Origin of the sequence: Teichococcus rhizosphaerae, assembly GCF_002631185.1 — a bacterium.
Taxonomy (GTDB): Bacteria; Pseudomonadota; Alphaproteobacteria; order Acetobacterales; family Acetobacteraceae; genus Pseudoroseomonas; species Pseudoroseomonas rhizosphaerae.
Genome location: NZ_PDNU01000034.1, coordinates 1 through 18,909, shown reverse-complemented (window position 1 = coordinate 18,909; position 18,909 = coordinate 1). Strand labels below are relative to the sequence as shown.

Annotated in this window: 17 protein-coding genes; 6 read left to right on the top strand and 11 right to left on the bottom strand. The window is 71.3% G+C overall.

The features are described 5' to 3' along the window. Nucleotides 1–111 precede the first annotated feature (111 nt). Nucleotides 112–855, top strand: coding sequence for a TetR family transcriptional regulator C-terminal domain-containing protein (locus CR162_RS15900; protein ID WP_099096519.1), 744 nt, complete (start codon nt 112–114; stop codon nt 853–855). A 33-nt stretch (nt 856–888) separates the two neighbouring features. Then, nucleotides 889–1,656 carry an SDR family oxidoreductase gene (locus CR162_RS15895; RefSeq protein WP_099096518.1) on the top strand — a complete coding sequence of 256 codons (768 nt, stop codon included), beginning with the start codon at nt 889–891 and terminating at the stop codon, nt 1,654–1,656. A gap of 22 nt (nt 1,657–1,678) precedes the next feature. On the opposite strand, the gene CR162_RS15890 is transcribed toward CR162_RS15895, so the two are convergent. Genes CR162_RS15890 through CR162_RS15875 form a run of 4 tightly spaced genes read right to left on the bottom strand, consistent with a single transcriptional unit; the run spans nt 1,679 to nt 6,845 of the window. Then, nucleotides 1,679–3,895, bottom strand: coding sequence for a putative bifunctional diguanylate cyclase/phosphodiesterase (locus CR162_RS15890; protein WP_099096517.1), 2,217 nt, complete (start codon nt 3,893–3,895; stop codon nt 1,679–1,681). A gap of 51 nt (nt 3,896–3,946) precedes the next feature. Then, complete coding sequence (locus CR162_RS15885) at nt 3,947–4,642, bottom strand: ATP-binding cassette domain-containing protein (RefSeq protein ID WP_099096516.1); 696 nt, start codon at nt 4,640–4,642, stop codon at nt 3,947–3,949. Next, entirely contained in the window at nt 4,642–5,823 is a 1,182-nt protein-coding gene (devC, locus tag CR162_RS15880; protein ID WP_245870422.1) for an ABC transporter permease DevC, read from the bottom strand. Before devC ends, CR162_RS15885 begins: the two co-directional genes overlap by 1 nt. After that, nucleotides 5,820–6,845 carry an HlyD family efflux transporter periplasmic adaptor subunit gene (locus CR162_RS15875; protein WP_099096515.1) on the bottom strand — a complete coding sequence of 342 codons (1,026 nt, stop codon included), beginning with the start codon at nt 6,843–6,845 and terminating at the stop codon, nt 5,820–5,822. The genes devC and CR162_RS15875 overlap by 4 nt, the downstream gene beginning before the upstream one ends. Before the next feature lie 218 nt (nt 6,846–7,063). On the opposite strand from CR162_RS15875, the gene repA reads away from it, so the two are divergent. The 4 genes from repA (at nt 7,064) to CR162_RS15855 (ending at nt 12,630) form a co-directional block, all read left to right on the top strand. After that, on the top strand, nt 7,064–8,269 hold the full coding sequence (gene repA / locus CR162_RS15870) for a plasmid partitioning protein RepA (RefSeq protein ID WP_099096514.1): 1,206 nt from the start codon (nt 7,064–7,066) through the stop codon (nt 8,267–8,269). Beyond that, nucleotides 8,269–9,258 carry a plasmid partitioning protein RepB gene (gene repB / locus CR162_RS15865; RefSeq protein ID WP_099096513.1) on the top strand — a complete coding sequence of 330 codons (990 nt, stop codon included), beginning with the start codon at nt 8,269–8,271 and terminating at the stop codon, nt 9,256–9,258. Before repA ends, repB begins: the two co-directional genes overlap by 1 nt. 364 nt (nt 9,259–9,622) lie before the next feature. After that, nucleotides 9,623–10,555 carry a replication protein RepA gene (locus tag CR162_RS15860; RefSeq protein ID WP_367604137.1) on the top strand — a complete coding sequence of 311 codons (933 nt, stop codon included), beginning with the start codon at nt 9,623–9,625 and terminating at the stop codon, nt 10,553–10,555. A gap of 128 nt (nt 10,556–10,683) precedes the next feature. Beyond that, the gene (locus CR162_RS15855; RefSeq protein ID WP_099096511.1) at nt 10,684–12,630 is read left to right on the top strand and encodes an AI-2E family transporter; all 1,947 of its coding nucleotides are present in this window, start codon (nt 10,684–10,686) and stop codon (nt 12,628–12,630) included. A gap of 44 nt (nt 12,631–12,674) precedes the next feature. On the opposite strand, the gene CR162_RS15850 is transcribed toward CR162_RS15855, so the two are convergent. The 7 genes from CR162_RS15850 to CR162_RS22640 all read right to left on the bottom strand — a co-directional run. Then, on the bottom strand, nt 12,675–13,697 hold the full coding sequence (locus CR162_RS15850; protein WP_099096510.1) for a KpsF/GutQ family sugar-phosphate isomerase: 1,023 nt from the start codon (nt 13,695–13,697) through the stop codon (nt 12,675–12,677). Then, nucleotides 13,694–14,449, bottom strand: coding sequence for a 3-deoxy-manno-octulosonate cytidylyltransferase (locus tag CR162_RS15845; RefSeq protein ID WP_099096509.1), 756 nt, complete (start codon nt 14,447–14,449; stop codon nt 13,694–13,696). Before CR162_RS15845 ends, CR162_RS15850 begins: the two co-directional genes overlap by 4 nt. Next, nucleotides 14,446–15,294: a 3-deoxy-8-phosphooctulonate synthase gene (kdsA, locus tag CR162_RS15840; RefSeq protein ID WP_456316221.1), complete on the bottom strand. Its 849-nt coding sequence runs from the start codon at nt 15,292–15,294 to the stop codon at nt 14,446–14,448. The genes CR162_RS15845 and kdsA overlap by 4 nt, the downstream gene beginning before the upstream one ends. A 207-nt stretch (nt 15,295–15,501) precedes the next feature. Beyond that, entirely contained in the window at nt 15,502–16,998 is a 1,497-nt protein-coding gene (locus CR162_RS15835) for a tripartite tricarboxylate transporter permease (RefSeq protein WP_099096508.1), read from the bottom strand. A 13-nt stretch (nt 16,999–17,011) separates the two neighbouring features. Continuing rightward, nucleotides 17,012–17,488, bottom strand: coding sequence for a tripartite tricarboxylate transporter TctB family protein (locus CR162_RS15830; RefSeq protein ID WP_099096507.1), 477 nt, complete (start codon nt 17,486–17,488; stop codon nt 17,012–17,014). Between the two features lie 83 nt (nt 17,489–17,571). Continuing rightward, nucleotides 17,572–18,564 carry a tripartite tricarboxylate transporter substrate binding protein gene (locus tag CR162_RS15825; RefSeq protein ID WP_099096506.1) on the bottom strand — a complete coding sequence of 331 codons (993 nt, stop codon included), beginning with the start codon at nt 18,562–18,564 and terminating at the stop codon, nt 17,572–17,574. 122 nt (nt 18,565–18,686) lie between these two features. After that, nucleotides 18,687–18,909, bottom strand: a 223-nt coding sequence (locus tag CR162_RS22640; protein WP_218014914.1) for a hypothetical protein, incomplete at its 5' end; no start/stop codon positions are given.

Sequence of the window (18,909 nt, the reverse complement as noted above, 5' to 3'; positions counted from 1 at the left end):
TGGCTTGGTGCGCTGGCGATATGACGCTAGAAGAATGCTGACCGAATGGTCAATTATTTCCCCTGCTCCGCAATGGCGCCGCATGCGCGCCGCCAAGCCAGGGATTTGCCCATGACAGGGGCGGAAGACACGCGGCCACCCGCGCCTGTTCCCGGGCCGCGCGTCCGCCGGCGCCAGGCGCGCATCGCGCAGATCCTGGCGGCGGCGGAGCACGTCTTCGCCGAGGCGGGCTTCGCGGGCGCCAGCATGTCCGCGCTCGCCGCCGCCGCCGGGCTGCCCAAGGCCAATCTCCACTATTATTTCGGCACCAAGGAAGCGCTCTACACCACGCTGCTGGACAACATCCTGGCGCTCTGGCTCTCGGCCACCGACGGCATCCACCCCGAGGCCGAGCCGGCCGAGGCGCTCTCGGCCTATGTCCGGGCCAAGATGCGCTGGTCGCGGGAACGGCCGCAGGCCTCGCGGGTCTTCGCCAACGAGGTGCTGCACGGCGCGCCCTATCTGCGCAGCCAGCTGGCGGGGCCGCTGCGCGCGCTGGTGCGGGAGAAATCGGCGGTGCTGGAAGGCTGGATCGCGGCGGGCCGCATGGCGCCGGTCGATCCGCCCCACCTGTTCTTCAGCATCTGGGCGATGACCCAGACCTACGCGGATTTCGGCGCACAGATCGGCGCCGTGCTGGACCTCCCCGAGCCGGACGCGCCATGCTTCGCACGCGGCACGGAAACCATCCTGCAACTGGTGCTGCGCGGCTGCGGGCTGGAGCCTGGGGGCCCTCCCTGGCGGGCAGACCCGCCGGAGCGGCATCCCGCCTTCCGGCAAGCCCCTTGCCCCGGCAAGCGGAGCAATTCATCCTGATCACGCAACGAAATGGCCGGGAGGAGGCGGGCGATGGCGGCGGCATTGTTCGACCTGAAGGGGCGTCGCGCCCTGGTCACCGGCTCCAGCCAGGGGATCGGGCTGGCGCTGGCGCGCGGATTGGCCGAGGCCGGGGCGGCGGTGGTGCTGAACGGCCGCGATCCGGCCCGGCTGGAGGCCGCCCGCGCCGGCCTCGCGGCCACGGGGCTCGCCGCGGAGACCGCCCCCTTCGACGTGAGCGACGCGGCGGCGGCCGAGGCGGCGCTGGAGGGGATCGAGGCGCGCCTGGGGCCGGTGGACATCCTGGTGAACAATGCCGGCATCACCCGCCGCATGCCGGCGCTGGAGGTGCCGGAGACGACATGGCACGAGGTCCTGCGCACCAATCTGGACGGGGTGTTCTTCATGGCCCAGGCGGCGGGGCGGCGCATGGTCGCGCGCGGCCACGGCAAGATCATCAACATCGCCTCGGTGCAGAGCGACCTGGCCCGCCCCGGCACCGCGCCCTATGCCACCAGCAAGGGCGGGGTGCGGATGCTGACCCGCGCCCTTTGCGCCGAATGGGCGCCGCGCGGTGTGCAGGTGAACGCCATCGCCCCGGGCTACTTCGCCACGGAGCTGACGAGGCCGCTCGTGGAGGATACCGATTTCACCGCCTGGCTCCGCCGCCGCACGCCGGCCGGCCGCTGGGGGCGGGTGGAGGAGCTGGTGGGCGCCTGCGTCTTCCTGGCGGCTCCCGCCTCGGACTTCGTCAACGGGCAGATGCTCTATGTGGATGGCGGCCTGACGGCGGCGGTGTGAGGCCGCCGGCCACGGCGCCGCCTCAGCCAGGGGCGGGGGGCGGCACATCCCGCTGCCCGGCCAGCATGGCGCGCGCGGCTTCCGCGCCGAGGGCCATGCCGTAATGGTGCCCCTGCCCCACATCGCAGCCCAGCGCCCGCAGCAGGCGGTGCTGCCCGCCCGTCTCCACCCCTTCCGCCACGACCTCAAGCCCCAGGCCGTGCGCCAGCTGGATCAGCATCTCCACGATCAGCCGGCTGCCGCCCGCCTGCTCGACCTCGTCGATGAAGGACTTGTCGATCTTCAGCGCGTGGATGGGGAAGTTCCGCAGATGCACGAGCGAGGCATAGCCGGTGCCGAAATCGTCCAGCGCGATCCGCAGGCCCGCCTTGTACAGGCGTTGCAGGACATGCGTCATGGCGGGCCGATGCGCGCCCAGGAAAACCGTCTCCGTCACCTCGATCTCCAGCGCATCGGGCGGCAGGCCATGGCTGTGGAGGCGCTCCAGGACGCGCTCGGCCAATCCTTCCGAAAGCATGTCCGCCTCGGCGACGTTCAGCCCGATCCGCGTGGCCGGCAGCCCCTCCTGTCGCCAGAGGGCCAGGTCGCGGGTGATGGCGCCCAGCATCCGCACCCCGATCAGCTCCGCCGTGCCCGGCTCCTGCAGGGCGGGCCAGAACTGCGCGGGACCGCTCACCGTGCCATCCGGCTCCAGCACCCGCACCAGCGCCTCGAAGCCGGCCAGCCGGCCATCGGCGAGGCGCATCTTGGGCTGGTAGAAGGGGCGCAGCCGGTCCTCGGACAGCGCGCGCTGCACATGGTCGATGGCCACGCGGCGTTCCTGGAAGCGGCTGGCGATGGCCGGCGAGAACAGGGTGATGCGCGCCTTGCCCTGCCGCCGCCCGCCGGAGAGCGCCATGTCCGCCTGCCGCAGCAGGCCGAGGGGCGTCGCGGAATCGGAGGGCCAGCGGGCCACGCCGATGCTGGCGGAAAGCGGACGCCACGCCTCCTCTCCCGGCAGCCGGGCCTGGAGCGCGGCGACCAGGCGCTGCGCCGTCTCGCGGATGGCCGCGACACTGCCGGGGTCGCGCATCAGCAGGGCGAACTCGTCGCTGCCCGTGCGGGCGACGAAGCCCGCCTCGCCGGCGATCCGGCGCAGCCGCTGCGCGACGCCGTTCAGCACCCGGTCCCCTTCCTGGTGGCCATGGCGGTCGTTCAGGTCCTGGAAGCCGTCCAGGTCGAGCACGAGCAGCGCGGCCTCATGGCCGGGTGGCGCCGCGCGCAGCGCCTCGAGCCGCTCGAACAGCGCCGCGCGGTTGCCGAGGCCCGTCAGGCTGTCCGTGTGCGCCAGCTGCCGCAGGCGCTCCATCATCTGCCAGCTTTCCGTGACGTCGTGCATGATGCCGAGGACGCGGACCGGCTTTCCCTGCTCCGTTTCCACCTCGCCCCGTGTCCGGACGCGCCGCCGGCGCCCCCGCGCGCTCACGAAATCCGCCTCGAAGTCGAGCGGCGCCCCGCCCTTGACGGTGCGCTCCATCACGGCGCCGATGCGGCTGCGCTCATGCTCCGGGTAGAATTGCAGCGCGCCGGCGAGAGAGAGGGGCGTGCCGGACGGCAGGTCATGCAGCCGGTGGACGACCTCCGAGCAGTAGATCTCCCCGTTCCGCAGATCGAGTTCCCAGGCGCCGAGCCGCGCCATGGCGGCGGCCTGCTGGAACAGGCGGTTCTGCCGGCGCAGCTGAACGCCGTTCTCCCGCAGGGCGGCCAGCACCTCGCGCAGCCGGGCCTGCTGCGCCTGCGCGTGCAGCAGGGACTGCGCCACCAGCGCGAAGCGCTCCATCGTCTCGCGCTCGCGCAGGCCGGCCGGCCTCGGCCTGCGGTCCAGCGCGCAGAGGACCCCGAGCGTCCAGCCATCCACCACGAGAGGGATGCCCATGTAGAAGCGGATGCCATCCGGCGCCACCACCATCGGGTGGTCCCGGAAATCCGGATGGGCGCGCGCCTCCTCGACGGCAAGCAGCCCGCCGCCGCGCAGCGCCATGCCACAGAAGGCACCCTGCCCTGGCATCTCCGGCCCCCGGAACCCGATGCTCGCCCAGGGCACCAGGCGGTCCGGCTCGGCCAGGGAGAGCATCGCCAGCGGGCAATCCATCGCCTCGGCGAGAAGGCGGATCAGCGCGTCGAGTTCCGGCCCGGCGGCTTCATCCCGCAGGCGGGGCTTGCGCGGGCCTTCCCGCTCGGCAGCGTTCGGCGAGACCATGGTGTCTCCCAGGGCACGCCTTCTGCGGCAGGAAGGCTGAGGGTTGCGGCGTCAGTCTCGCCCGGCCGGCGGGGCGGACACAATACGCCCGTCTTCCATCGCCACCACCCGGTCCGCGACGTCCAGGATGCGTGGATCATGCGTCACCATCAGGATCGACACGCCGCGCTGCCGCGCCATGCCCCGCAGAAGGGACACCACCTCGTGCCCGCTGGCCTTGTCGAGGGCCGCCGTGGGCTCGTCGGCCAGGATCAGCCCCGGCTCCCCCACCAGGGCCCGCGCGATGGCGACGCGCTGCCGCTGCCCGCCGGAAAGCTGGGAGGGCGGCTTGTGCCGGTGCTCGGCCAGGCCGACCGCGGCCAGCACCTCGTCCGCCCGCGCCAGGCGCTGGCGCTCGCCGAGGCCGGGCTGCATCTCCAGCGTCATCGCCACGTTCTGCCGCGCATCGAGGAAGCCCAGCAGGTTGTGGTTCTGGAAGATGAAGCCGATCTGCCGGCGGAGCGAGAGCCGCTGGCCTTCCCCCGCCTCCGCCAGTTCCACCCCCAGCACCCGCGCGCTGCCGGCCTGGAGCGCGCGCAACGCGCCCACCAGCGTCAGCAGCGTCGTCTTGCCCGAGCCGGACGGCCCCGTGAGCAGCACGATCTCGCCGGGCGCCATGCGCAGCGCCACGTCGCGCAGCACCAGCCGCCGCAGCTCGCCCTCGCCAAAGGCATGGGACACGCCCTCGAGCACCACGGGATCGGTCATCAGAACATGTCCGCCGGCTGGGCGTCGCGCAGCTTGCGCATGGCCAGCAGCCCCGCCGCGGCGCACATCCCGAAGATCAGGGAAAAGACCAGCGCCCCACGCCCCCAGCTCATGCCGAGCGGCAGGAAGGTCGCGCTGCCGACCACGTCATAAAGGATGGCCGAGGCCACCGCGCCCGGCACGAAGCCCAGCACCGCCAGCACCAGCGCGGCGCTGAGCACCACCCGGGCCAGGTATCCGTTGCTGTATCCCATGGCCTTGAGCGTGGCGTATTCGCGGAGATGGCTGGCGATGTCGCTGAACAGGATCTGGTAGACGATGACCATGCCGACGATCAGCCCCATCAGGCTGCCGAAGGTGAAGATGAAGCCGATCGGCGTGGCCTCCTCCCAGTAGCGGCGCTCCCAGGCCACGAGGTCGGGCTGGGTCAGCACCACCACATCGGGCGGCAGAAGCGCCCGCAGCCTGGCCTGAACGTCGGCCGGGTCGGCGCCGGGCTGGAGGCGCAGCGCGACGAGATCGGCGCTGGAGAAGTCCCGGTTGGGCAGCAGGCGGCGGAAATTGGTTTCGCTCAGGACGAGGTTGCCATCCGCGCCGAAGGAGGGCCCGATATCGACCAGGCCCATCACGTTCATCTGCCGCCCGCCGATCTGCACCGGCAGGGGCGTGCCCTGCCGGGCCTCGAGCAGGCGCGCCACGTCGCCGAACTCGGGGCGGGAGCGGCGATCGAAGGCCACGGCATCGGGCTGCTTCAGGGCGTCGGCCAGGGCGGGCAGGCCGCTGAAGCCCATGGCATCGCTCTCGATGTCGAAGGCCACGAGCTGGATGGTGCGGCGGGTGCCGTTCTCCGGGTTCCGCCATGTCACCTGCGCCATGTAGACGGGAACGGCCTGCCGCACCGCGTCGATCCCGAGCGCCTGATGGGCGCGGATGCGCGGCAGCGGCTCGGGCCGGAAGCTCGCCGTGGTCAATGGGTTGAGCAGGAAAAGCTCCGCCCGCATGGCGGAGAGCAGGGATGTCGCGGAGTCGAACAGCGCCGCCCGGAAGCCGATCTGCATGAACACCAGCACGCAGGCGAACATCACGCCCGCCATGGCCGCGAGCAGCCGCGCCCGCTCCGCTCGGAGCTGGCGCCAGGACAGGCGGAGCGGCAGCAGGAGGCTCTCGAAGCGGCGCATCATGGGCGGATCGCCACCTGGACCTGCATGTTGGAGCGGCGGCGCAACAGCTCCGCCCCGGCCTCGTCCAGCCGCAGCCGCACGGAAACGGTGCGGGCATCGACCGCCGCCACGGGATCGGTCCCCGCCTGGGTGGTGCGGCGCACCTGCCAGCCGATCTCCACGAGCTCGGCGGAAAGGCGCCGGGTCTCTCCCGGCACGATGATCTCGGCCTGCTGGCCGATGCGCAGGCGGGGGAGATCGGTCTCGTAGACATCGGCCACCACTTCCATGCGGCTGAGGTCGGCCAGTTCCAGCAGCCCGTCCTCGCCGATGCGGTCGCCGGGCCAGGCATGGATGGCGAGAACCGTGCCGGCGATCGGCGCATAAAGCCGGCTCAGCGCCAGGTCCGCCTCGGCCGCCCGCAGGCGGGCTTCCGCCGCCAGCCGCTGCGCCTCGGCCACCGCCACCTCCTCGGGCCGTGCCGCGCGCAACCGAGCCAGGCCCGCTTCCGCCTCGGCCACTTCCGCGCCGGCGCGGGCGGCGGCGAAGCGGCGGCGCTCGGCCTCGGCCTGGCCACCGGCACCGCTGGGCACCAGCTGCTCCGCTCGGCGCGCTTCCTGCCTTGCATTCGCCTCCACCGCCCTCAAGGCCTCGAGCCGCGCCTGCTGGGCGGCGATCTCCTCCGGGCGGCCGGCGGCCCGCACCAGGGCAAGGTTCCGCTCCGCCTCAGCCAGGGCGGCTTGAGCCTGGCCGAGTTGTCCGGCCTTTTGCGCGGCATCGGCGAGTTCCGCGAGAAGCTGGCCTTCAGTGACCCTCTCGCCTTCGGAAACCAGAAGCCGGTCCAGGCGCGTGACGCTCATTCCGCCGGGCACGCCCAGCCGGCGAATCCGCGAAGCCGGCTCCACCCGCCCCAGCGCGCCCACGCCGACCGGCGAGACGGCCACGGCAGGCGCAGGGGGCGGGCTGGAAGGCCAGGCCATGAAGATGCCGGCGGCGGCAAACGCGCCCGCCGCGCCCAGGATGATCCAGAGACGCCTGTTCATTCCGACTGCCGCCACCTGTTTATGTCACCCGGCCGCCCGCTTTTCACTGGCTCCACAGACCCTGTCCGCTCCATGACGAGCGGGCGGGGCCATTGACAGCTGTCAATCCGGCTCTTTGACAGCTGTCAACGGAGCCGCATTGCCGGCTTGGCAGCGGGAAGTCATTCGGTTGATATAGTAACGCTGGATTGGCTCTATGCCGGAGAAAAGCGTCGGTCATGCATCCTTCCGAAGACAACGCCCAGGCACCGGCGGCGATCGACACACAGATCAGCCAGGACGCGCAGGCCCTCAGCGCACAGCTGGCGCTGCTGCGCAACCGCGTCTTCCCGCCCGTGGCCCAGAAGTCGTTGCGGCGCTTCACGAGCGGCGAGGTGGCGGCCCTCCTGCAGATCAGCGACTCCTATCTGCGGCAACTGGCCCTGGCCGGAGAAGGCCCTGTGCCCGCCAAAGGCAGCGGCGGGCGCCGGGCCTATACGCTCGAGCAGATCAACGAGTTGCGCGGGATGCTGCGCGGCAAGGGCCGGCCGCCCCTGCCCCGGCGGCAGGAGGGCGACCATCTCCAGGTCCTGGCGGTGGCCAACTTCAAGGGTGGCTCCGGCAAGACGACCACCAGCGTCCATCTCGCCCAGTACCTGGCCTTCCAGGGCTACCGCGTGCTGGCGCTCGACCTCGACCCGCAGGCCAGCCTTTCCGCCCTGTTCGGCTACCAGCCGGAGCTCGACATCGGCGAGAACGAGACGATCTACGCCGCCCTGCGCTACGACCGCCAGCGCCGGCCGCTGCGGGAGGTCATCCGGCCCACCTATATCGACCGGCTGCACATCGTGCCCGCCAATCTCGAGCTGCACGAGTTCGAGCACGACACGCCCCGGCTGCTCGCCCAGTCGGAGCGGGGGCGGGAGACGCTGTTCTTCACCCGGCTGACGGAGGCGCTCGCCAGCGTCGAGGCGGATTACGACGTGGTGGTGATCGACTGCCCGCCGCAGCTGGGCTTCCTCACCCTGGCCGCCCTCTGCGCCGCCACGGGCGTGCTGATCACGGTGCACCCGCAGATGCTGGACATCGCCAGCATGTGCCAGTTCCTGCTGATGACCGCCGACCTGCTCGCGGTGGTGCGGCAGGCCGGCGGCAACCTGGACTATGACTTCCTGCGCTACCTCGTCACCCGCTACGAGCCGCAGGACGGGCCGCAGACCCAGGTGGTGGGCTTCCTGCGCAGCCTGTTCGGGGACCGGGTGCTGACCAACCCCATGGTGAAGTCCACCGCCATCTCCGATGCCGGGCTGACCAAGCAGACCCTCTACGAGGTCGGGCCGCAGAACTTCAGCCGCGACACCTACAACCGCGCGGCCGAGGCGCTGGACGCGGTGAACGGGGAGATCCGTCAGCTCATGCTGCAGGCCTGGGGGAGAAGCCGCTGATGAAACGCAAGAACACGCTGCGCGACCTGCTGAGCACCGGCGCCGCGGGCGAGCCGCCCGCCCAGCCCGGCACGGCCCGCGTCCCCTCGGGCGCGGTGCGGGCGATGGGGTTGAGCCTCGGCCACCTGCGGGATGAGGCGCAGGCGCTGCGAGCCAGCATCGAGGCGGGCGACACGGTGGTGGAGCTCGACCCGGCGCAGGTCGAGGGCTCCTTCGTCAGCGACCGGCTCGCCTCGGACAATGAGGGGGAGCTGCGCGAGCTGGTGCAGAGCATCGCGGAATCCGGCCAGCAGGTGCCGGTGCTGGTGCGCCCGCATCCCGAGAAGGCGGGCCACTACCAGATCGCCTATGGCCATCGCCGCCTGATCGCGGTGCGGCGGCTGGGCGGAAGGCTGAAGGCGGTGATCCGCGCCCTGAGCGATGCGGAGCTGGTGGTGGCCCAGGGCAAGGAGAACATCGAGCGGCGCAACCTGACCTTCATCGAGCGCGCCCTGTTCGCCGCGCATCTGGAGGCCCATGGCTTCGACCGGCCCACCCTGCATGCCGCCCTCGCCGTGCAGTCGGCCGAGATGACCCGCTACCTCCAGGTGGCGCGCGCCATCCCGCGCCCCGTCATCCTGGCGATCGGCCCCGCGCCCCGCACGGGGCGGCCCCGCTGGCTGGAGTTGCAGCGGCTCTTCGCGCAGCCCGAAGCCGCGGCCATGGCGGAGCGCGCCATGACCAGCCCCGGCTTCCGCGCGCTCAACAGCGATGCGCGGTTCCAGCGCGTCTTCGAGGCCCTGCGCCATGGCGGGGCGGCGCCGGAGACGGGGCGCTACTGGCGCAACCCCCAGGGCGATCCCGTGGTGCGGATCGAGCAGGGCGCGCAGGGCCTGCGCCTGACCATCAACGAGCGGCTGGAGCCGGAGTTCGGCGCCTATGTGGCCGACCAGCTGGAGCCCCTCTACCAGGCCTTTCTCGCCAGCAGGGAAGGGCGGAAGCCGCGCTGAAGCGGTGTGGACTTTGGCGACCGGGCCTTCGGCGCAGCCGCGCTCCACCGCCGCAGGACTGTGGACTCTGCCGACCGCCTCCGCCACTGGGCCGGAAAGGCCGGGCTTTCCGCCGCCGGTCCGGGGCGCTGGAGTCGCGAAAGGCCCTCCACAGCCTCGGGCGTGGACTCTGACGGCCATACCGTGGACTCTGCCGGCGGGCCGGCACCGCGATTCAAGGCGTTAGCCTGGTTGTCCCGTGGACTCTGGCGGCGCAGAGCAAATAGAAGAATCAAATATTTCCAAATAGTCCGGGTCGGCAGAGTCCACATCGACAGGGCTCGCCGATTGCGCCAGTTTGCCCGGCAAGTCGCAGCGGATGGTCATGGGCAAGGTTCATCATCTCATCGAGGCCTATGGGCGGCAGGCGACCCGCGACCTGCTGGAGGGCCGGCGCGCGCCCCGCATCGTCGAGGCCGCGGCCTCCTGGTCGTCCGACGAGGAGATGGGCACCGGCTACATCCACTCGGGCTGGTGCCAGACCGCCCTGCCGCACCGCCGCCCCCAGGATGACAGCGCGATCTGGAAGCTCGAGACGGACAGCATGACGCTGCTGGTCGAGCCGGGCGTGCGGCTGAAGGGGGATGGCACGCCCTCCCATGTCGGCGTGCCCTTCGGCGCGATCGCCCGGCTGATCCTGATCTACCTGCAGTCGGAGGCGCTGCGGACAGGCTCGCGCGACATCCAGCTCGGCCGCTCGCTGCGGGACTTCCTGGGCCGGCTCGGCGTGTCCGTCGGCGGCAAGACCACCCGGCTTGTGCGGGAACAGGCGGATCGCATCAGCCGCTGCCGCCTTTCCTTCCACTTCACCCGCAACGGCGCGACGGTGCTGGTCAACCAGAACATCGTCGACATCGCCATGTTCGTGGACGATCCGGCCAATGGGGTGGCGGGGCAGGGAGACCTGTTCGTCGAGACGGCGCGGCTGTCGGAAAGCTTCTTCCACCAGCTGCGCCAGCACGCGGTGCCGCTGGACGAGGCGGCGATCCGGCACATCCGCAACTCCTCCATGGCGCTCGACGTCTATTGCTGGCTCGCCTACCGCTTGCACGCGCTGCAGGACGAGAAGATGGTGAGCTGGGGCGCGCTGGCGACGCAGTTCGGCGCGGGCATCCGGCTGCGCAAGCACTTCAAGGCCGCCTTCACCGAGAACCTGCAGCTCGCCCAGGCCGTCTACCGCGATGCGCGGGTGACGCTGACGCCCGATGGCCTGCTGCTCCAGCCCTCGCCCCCGCCGGTGCGCAAGCTGGCGCGCTGAAGGCGTTCCGGGTCGGCAAAGTCCACACCCCTGTCGAAAAGCCGCCTTCCCGCCAGCCTTTGACGCCGCAGCGGCGTTAACGCGGAGGGAGCGCTCCGCTCCTCCACCGCGCTGGAGGCATTGCCCGCATGCCCGATACCCGCCCGCCCGGCATGGCACCGCCGGCGAAGGTCGCGCCGGTCGAGGCACCCGACACGCGCAGCCTCACCACCCTGGCCGGAGCGGTGGTGGTCGTGGCCGGCCTCTATCTCGGGCGGGAGGTGCTGATCCCGGTCACGCTGGCCATCCTGCTCAGCCTGGTGCTGGCGCCGCTGGTGCGGCTGCTGCGCCGGGCGAGGCTCGGCCGGGTCGGGTCGGTCATCCTGGCGGTGCTGGCGGCGCTCGGGGTGCTGGTGGCGACCGGCATCGTCCTCGGCGCCCAGCTCGCCGAGCTGGCGCAAAGCCTGCCGCTCTACCAGCACAGCCTGCAGCGGAAGGTCGAGACCCTGCGGCAGATGACGGTGGGGCGGCTGGGCGAGGTGCTGGAGCGGTTCGCTGGCGAGGTGGGCCGCGTGCCCTCCGCCGTGCCGCAGGTGATGCCGCAGCGGGGCGCGGAGCTGCCGCCCCTGCGGGTCGAGGTGCAGGAGCCGGCCCTCACCCCGGCGCAGATGGCGGCCAACCTGCTCTCCCCCCTGGCCGGTCCCCTGGCGCAGACCGGCATCGTGCTGGTGGTCACGGTCTTCATCCTGGTGCAGCGGGAGGACCTGCGCGACCGGCTGATCCGCCTGTTCGGCTCGACCGACCTGCACCGCACCACCGTGGCGATGGACGACGCCGCCTACCGGCTCAGCCGCTTCTTCCTGGCGCAGCTCTCCATCAATCTCGGCTTCGGCGCCGTGATCGCGGCCGGGCTGCTGCTGATCGGCCTGCCGAGCCCGCTGCTCTGGGGTCTGCTCGCGGCCCTGCTGCGCTTCGTGCCCTATGTCGGCGCCATCCTGGGCGCGCTGCTGCCGATCGGGCTTGCCGCGGCGGTGGATCCCGGCTGGTCCATGGCGCTCTGGACGGCGCTGCTGTTCCTCGTCATCGAGCCGCTGATCGCCCATGTGGTGGAGCCGCTGGCCTATGGCCACAGCACGGGCATGTCGCCCGTCTCCGTGGTGGTGGCGGCCATCTTCTGGAGCTGGATCTGGGGGCCGATCGGGCTGATCATCTCGACGCCGCTCACGCTGTGCCTGGTGGTGCTGGGGCGGCATGTCGACCGGCTGGAGTTCCTCGACGTGCTGCTGGGCGACCGCCCAGCCCTGACGCCGGTCGAGAACTTCTACCAGCGCGCCCTGGCCGGAGACCCGGACGAGGTGCAGGAGCAGGCCGAGCTGCTGCTGCGCGAGCGCTCGCTCTGCTCCTATTACGACGAGGTGGCGCTGAAGGGCCTGGCGCTCGCCGCGAGCGACGTGCGCCGCGGGCTGGTGACGCCTGACCAGCTCCTCCGCATCCGCGAGACGGTGCAGGAGATGGCGGAGGGGCTCGGGGAGCTGGCGGATGTCGATCCGCCGCCCGCCTCGGAGGAGGGCGATGGCGCGCGCATCCTGCGCCTGTCTCCGGCCGAGCAGCGCCTGCCCGCGTCCGTGCCGGTCAGGCTGCCGGAGCCGGGGGAGATCCCGCCGGCCTGGCGGGCGGCGGGCGCCGTGCTGTGCGTGGCAGGGCGTGGTCCGCTGGACGAGAGCTCGGCCCTGCTGCTGGCGCAGATCCTGGGCAAGCATGGCATCGGCGCCCGCGTCGTGCCGCATGCGGCCGTGTCGCGGCGGGAGATCGGGCGGCTGGATGCGGCGGGGGCGCTGATGGTCTGCGTCTGCGTGGTGCAGATGCCGGGCGCCCCGTCGCATCTGCGCTACCTGATGCGGCGCCTCCGGCAGGTCCTGCCCGGAACGCCCATGGTGGCAGGCATCTGGACGGGGGAGGCGGCGCCGGGGGAGAAGCTGCAGGAAAGCCTGGAGGCGCACCGCGTCGTCCGGACGCTGCGGGAGGCAGTCCTGGCCTGCGCCGAGGTCGCCATGGCCGATGCCGGAAACGGGAGCCCGCCGCCGGCCCCCGCCTGAGGACCGCGGGCGCTCCCGCCGCCGGCCCGCCGGGCGGGGCCCTCTCAGACCACGCCGGCGCGAAGCAGGTCGTGGATGTGGACGATGCCGACGGGCCGCCTGTTCTCGACCACGAACACGCTGGTGATGGCGCTGCTGCTGAGCTCGGCCAACAGGGCGGAGGCCAGCATGTCGGGATGGATGGTGCGCGGCGCGCGGGTCATGATGTCGTCGACGAGGCTGTCGACGAAGCCCTGGGTGAAGGCGCGCCGCAGGTCGCCATCGGTGATGACGCCGGCGAGCTGGCCCTTCTCGTCGAGCACGCCGGTGACGCCGAAGCGCTTGGAGGTCATCTCGACGATCGCCTGCGAGAGCCGGACGCCGGCCCGGACCAGCGGCACGGCGTCGCCGCCATGCATCAGGTCGCGCGCCTTGCGCAGCTTGGCGCCGAGCTTGCCGCCGGGGTGGAACTTGCGGAAGTCCTGCGCCGTGAAGCGCCGCAGCGAGAGCAGGGCGACGGCGATGGCATCGCCCATGGCCATCTGCATGGTGGTGGAGGTGGTCGGCGCCAGGCCGTTGGGGCAGGCCTCGGGCATGGCCGGCAGGACCAGCGGAACCTCCGCCGCGCTGCCCAGGGCGCTGCCGGCGCGCGAGGTGATGGCGACCAGCGGCACGCCGAAGCGCTTGCCATAGGCGATGATGTCGGACAGCTCGGGCGCCTCGCCGGACCAGGACAGGGCGAGGATGACGTCCTCCTGCTGGATCATGCCGAGATCGCCATGGCTGGCCTCGGCGGGATGGACGAAGTGCGAGGGCGTGCCGGTGGAGGCCAGGGTCGCCGCGATCTTGCGCCCGACATGGCCGGACTTGCCCATGCCGGTGACGATGACGCGGCCGCCCTTGGCAAGCGCGTCCTGGATGGTGCCGATGGCCCTGGTGAAGGCCTCGCCCAGCGGCCCGTCGCAGGCGGCGCGAAGCGCCTCGAGGCCGCGCGCCTCCACCTCCAGCGTCTCGCGCGCGGCCTGCAGGGGGGAGGGGGCCTCGAGCGCGCTTTCCGGCAGGGTCATGTCGTTCTCCGTGCCGCTCATGGGGCGGTTCCCCGCGCGGCCCCGGGAGCGCCCAGCACCGCGCGGGCGCGCTCCAGGTCGTGCGGCGTGTCGACGCCGAGCGGCACCTCGGCCACCTCCACCGCATCGATGCGCATGCCGTCCTCGAGGGCGCGCAGCTGCTCGAGCTTCTCGCGCAGCTCCAGGGGGGAGGGGGGGAGAGTGACGAAGCGCTCCAGCGCGGCGCGGCGCCAGGCATAGAGGCCGATATGGTGGTAGAGCGGCCCCTCGCCCCAGGGCGCCGTGGCGCGGGTGAAGTAGAGCGCGCGGAAGCGCCCGCCGCCCAGCGGCGAGCCCACCAGCTTGACGACGCTGGGGGCGGTCCGCTCCTCCTCGAGCACGATGGGGGCGACGGCGGTGCCGATCGCCACCTCCGCGTCGGCAAGCGGCAGGGTTGCGGCGCGCAGCGTGGCGGGCGCCACGGTGGGCAGGTCGCCCTGCACGTTGAGGACCGCGTCGAAGCGCCGGTCCGGATCGATGCGGGCCAGCGCCTCGCAGACACGGTCGGAGCCCGAGGGGTGATCGGCCGCCGTCATCACCGCCTGGCCGCCGGCGGCCCGCACCGCCTCGGCGATGGCGGGCGTGTCGGTGGCCACCCAGATAGGCGCGAGGTCGGCCTCCATGGCGCGGCGCCAGACATGGACGATCATCGGCTCGCCATGGATGTCGGCGAGCGGCTTGTCGGGCAGGCGGGTGGCGGCGAGGCGCGCCGGGATCAGGATGACGGGGTTCATGCGGCGGCTCGCTGCGCCTTGACCAGGCGGTCAATGGCCTGAAGGTCGCGCAGGAGGCCCTCGAACTCGCGCAGCGGCACCATGTTGGGGCCGTCGGAGGGTGCCTTGTCCGGGTCCTGGTGGGTCTCGATGAACAGGCCGGCGACGCCCACCGCCACGGCGGCACGCGCCAGGACGGGCACGAACTCGCGCTGGCCGCCCGAGGAGCCGCCGAGGCCGCCGGGCTGCTGGACGGAATGGGTGGCATCGAAGATCACCGGCGCCCCGGTGCGCGCCATGATCGGCAGCCCGCGGAAGTCGGAGACCAGGGTGTTGTAGCCGAAGCTGGTGCCGCGGTCGGTGAGCAGCACCTGCGGGTTGCCGGCGCCGGTCAGCTTCTCGACCACGTTGACCATGTCCCACGGCGCCAGGAACTGGCCCTTCTTGACGTTGACGGCGCGGCCCGTGGCGGCGGCGGCGAGCAGCAGGTCCGTCTGGCGGCACAGGAAGGCGGGGATCTGGAGGATATCGACCGCCTCGGCGACGGCCGCGCACTGCGCCGCGTCGTGCACGTCGGTCAGCACGGGCAGGCCCAGGCTCTCGCGGATCTCGGCGAAGATGGGCAGCGACTTCTCCAGGCCGAGGCCCCGCTGGGCGCTGGCGCTGGTGCGGTTGGCCTTGTCGAAGCTGGTCTTGTAGACGAGGCCGATCCCGAGCCGCGTCGCGATCTCGCGCAGGGCAGAGGCGGTCTCGAGCGCGTGGGCACGGCTCTCGAGCTGGCAGGGGCCCGCGATGACGGAAAGCGGCAGGTCATTGCCGAACCGCGCCGAACCGGTGCTGACGATACTGCTGGGCTTCATGAACATCCTCGGATTCGCTCGCGGTTCCGCTGGCTGGGGCAAGGCCGGTCAGGGGCTAAGGGGAGGGCAGGCATGCTGCGGGCTGCTCTATAAACCCTGAGGGGCTTTATAAAGGCATGGATCGGGAAATTCCCGGCGCCCGGCCCCCTTCAACCGAGCTATGCGCCCAGGGCATGCGGCGCCGGAGCTCCCCGCCCGCCGGCAGGGAGCGCCTCAGGCCAGGGCGGCGCGGCGCAGGGCGGTGCGGGCGCCGCGGCCCAGCATCAGCAGCCAGATCAGCAGCGTCATCGCCCCAAGCCCCCCGGCGATCGGCCGCTCGAAGAAGGCGAGCCACGCGCCATCGGACTTGATCATGGAGGTCATGAAGTTCTGCTCCAGCATCTCGCCGAGCACGAGGCCCAGGATCATCGGCGCCACGGGAATGCCGTTCTCCTCCATGAACCAGCCGAGCAGGCCGAAGGCCAGCATCAGCACGATGCCGTACTGGCTGTTGGTCATGGCGAAGGCGCCGACGATGCAGAACAGCAGGATCAGTGGCAGCAGGATGGTGCGCGGGATGCGCAGCACCTGCTTCATGCTCTTGATCGCCGCCCAGCCGAGCGGGACCATGATGAGGTTGGCCAGGACGAAGGTGATGAACACCGCGTAGATGAGCTGCGGGTTCTCCGTGAACACGGTGGGGCCGGGGTTCATCCCCTTCATGTAGAGCACGCCGATGACGATGGCGGTGATGGAATCGCCCGGGATGCCGAAGACGAGCGCCGGGATCCACGCGCCCGCCACGGCCGAGTTGTTGGCCGAGCCCGCCTCCACCACGCCCTCCACATGGCCGGTGCCGAACTTCTCCGGCGTGCGCGAGAAGCGTTTAGCCATGGCATAGGAGACCCAGGCGGCGATGTCGGCGCCCGCGCCCGGCAGCGCGCCGATCAGCGTGCCCGCCAGCGAGCCGCGGATGAAGTTCTTCCAGTAGCGCCGCATGACCCCGCCCACGCCGCGGAACACGTTGCCCACCTGCGGCACGACCACATGCCCCTGGCGGTGCAGCGTCACCGCGCCACGCAGCAGCTCCGAGACGGCGAAGGCGCCGATCATGACGGCGATGAAGTTGATGCCCGACATCAGGTCGACATTGCCGAAGGTGAAGCGCGGCGCCCCCGCCGCCGGGTCGATGCCGACGCAGGCGACCGACAGGCCGAGCAGCAGCGAGACGAAGCCCTTCAGCGGGTCGCCGGTGCCGATGAACACGGCGCAGGTGAGGCCGAGACAGGCCAGCCAGAAATACTCGAAGGAGGAGAAGTTCAGCGCCATCTCGGCGAGGGAAGGGGCGCAGGCCACCAGGAAGAACACGCCCAGGATGCCGCCCAGCGCCGAGAACACCACGTTGACGCCGAGATTGAGGTCGAGCTGGCCCTTCTTGGCCATGAGGTAGGATTCGTCGGCATAGGCCGCGGAAGCCGGAGTGCCCGGCATGCGCAGCATGGCCGCCGGGATGTCCCCGGCGAAGATCGCCATGGCGGTCGCGGTGACGATGGCGCCCAGCGCCGGCACCGGGTCCATGAAGAAGGTGACGGGCACCAGCAGCGCCGTGGCCATGGTCGCCGTCAGCCCGGGCATGGCGCCGACGAACATGCCGAACAGCGCCGAGCCCAGGATGACCAGCATCACCGCGGGGTCGAAGACCAGCCCGAAGGCCGTCAGGATCGCGTCCATCGTCAGGCCTTCCTCAGAGGAACTCGTTCAGCAGGCCGCGCGGCAGGGGCACGCGCATCATCCCGCTGAAGAACCAGTGCACCAGCAGCGTTGCCAGCAGCGCGACCGGCAGCGCCCGCGCCAGCCGCTCGCCGAACCAGAGGAACAGGGCCAGCAGCAGGGCGAAGGCCAGCGGGATGAAGCCCAGCCTGTCGGCGAGAAGCAGGTAGATCAGCACCGTCAGGGGCATGCCGAGAAAGGAAAGGGCCGGCCCGGGCTGGAACCACCACGGGGCCAGCTCGACCCAGGCCGCGCCGCCGCGCCGCCGCGCCGCCAGGCCGCGCGCCACCAGCAGCAGGCCGCACAGTATCAGCCCGCCGCCGAGCAGGCGGGGAAACAGGGCCGGCCCATAGTCCTGGCCGGGAAAGGCGGGGAAGTCGGTCGTGAGCCAGATCATCGTGCTGGCCAGCAGCAGCAGGACCAGTCCGAGCACGGCATCGTTCACCCGCATCGCGCATGCGCTCCGCAAGGCGCGGCCACCGGCCGCGCGGGGCAGGAAAGGCGTGGCACAGGGCAGGGCCCTGCAGGCGGCTGTCAGCCGCGCGCCAGCCCGGCGGCGCGCATCGCCTCGCCCATGGCCTGGTCGGAGCGGCCCATGAAGGTGGCGAAGCCCTCCGGGTCCGCCCAGATCGTGCCGAAGCCGCGGGCATTCATGAAGTCGGTGAACTCCTTGGCCTTGTAGGCGCGCTCCAGCGCCGCCGTGAGGGTCCGGGCGATCTCGGGCGGCAGGTTGCGCGGCCCGGCGATGCCGCGCCAGGCGCCGGTGGAGTAGTTGATGCCGAGCATCTCGTTCAGCGTCGGCACCGCGGCGAACTGCGGGTTGCGCTGCGGCGCCATGATGGCCAGACTGCGCGCCCGGCCCGCATCGAGCATCGCCCGCGCCTCGGGCACCGAGCAGGTGACGATGTCCACGCCGCCCGCCGCCAGGTCCTGCATGGCGGGCGCGGCGCCGTTCGAGGGCACCCAGCGCACATGGTCGGCCTTCAGGCCCATGGCCTGCAGCCAGCCGATCAGTGCCAGGTGCCAGATGCCGCCCTGGCCGGTGCCGGAGGCCTTCATCTTCCCCGCGGGCGCGGCCTTGATGGCCTCGGCGAGCTCCTTGATGTCCTTGTAGGGCGCGGAGGCGCTGACCTGCACGCCCGGCGGGTCCTCGTTCATCAGCCCGAGCGGCGTGTAGTCCTTGTGGGTGAGGTTGGTGAGCCCGGCATGGTGGAGCATGGCGATCTCCACCGTGATGATGCCGATGGTGTAGCCATCCGGCTGTGCCGTGGCGATGGCGGAATGGCCGACAACGCCGTTGCCGCCCGTGCGGTTCACCACGTTGATCGGCTGGCCGAGATCCTTCTCCAGCAGCGCGCCGATGATGCGCGCCGTGGCATCGGTGCCGCCGCCCGCGCCCCAGGGGCAAAGGAGTGTGATGGGGCGGGTGGGATAGCGGCCCTGGGCCAGGGCGGGGTGGGCCAGCAGGCAGGCGGCGCCAGCCGCCGCGCCGGCGGCCATCAGGCCGCGGCGAGAAAAATCGGTCATGGACTTTCTCCCAACGCCCGCTTCAGCGGGTCGCTTTCCTTGTATGACGACAGCCTAGAGGCTGCCGCGCATCCGGGGCAAGCGCGGTGCGGGAAGGAGGAGCGGGAATTTCCCAATATCCATCAAATCCGCCGGTTTAAGAAGAAAATTTTAATAGTTCGCATTTTTACGATAGAAAAGACAGATTTTTTCTTGATTCTTGGAAGGGGCCGACATTTTCGCCATAAGCCAGTTGTTAGTTTTATTTGCTGCAACGGCTCAGGATTTATGCATGGGCCGTCATCGGACTGTTCAACAGGAATGACGTAAGGTAGTGCAACAATAAATTCTCGAGCCTGAGGCACA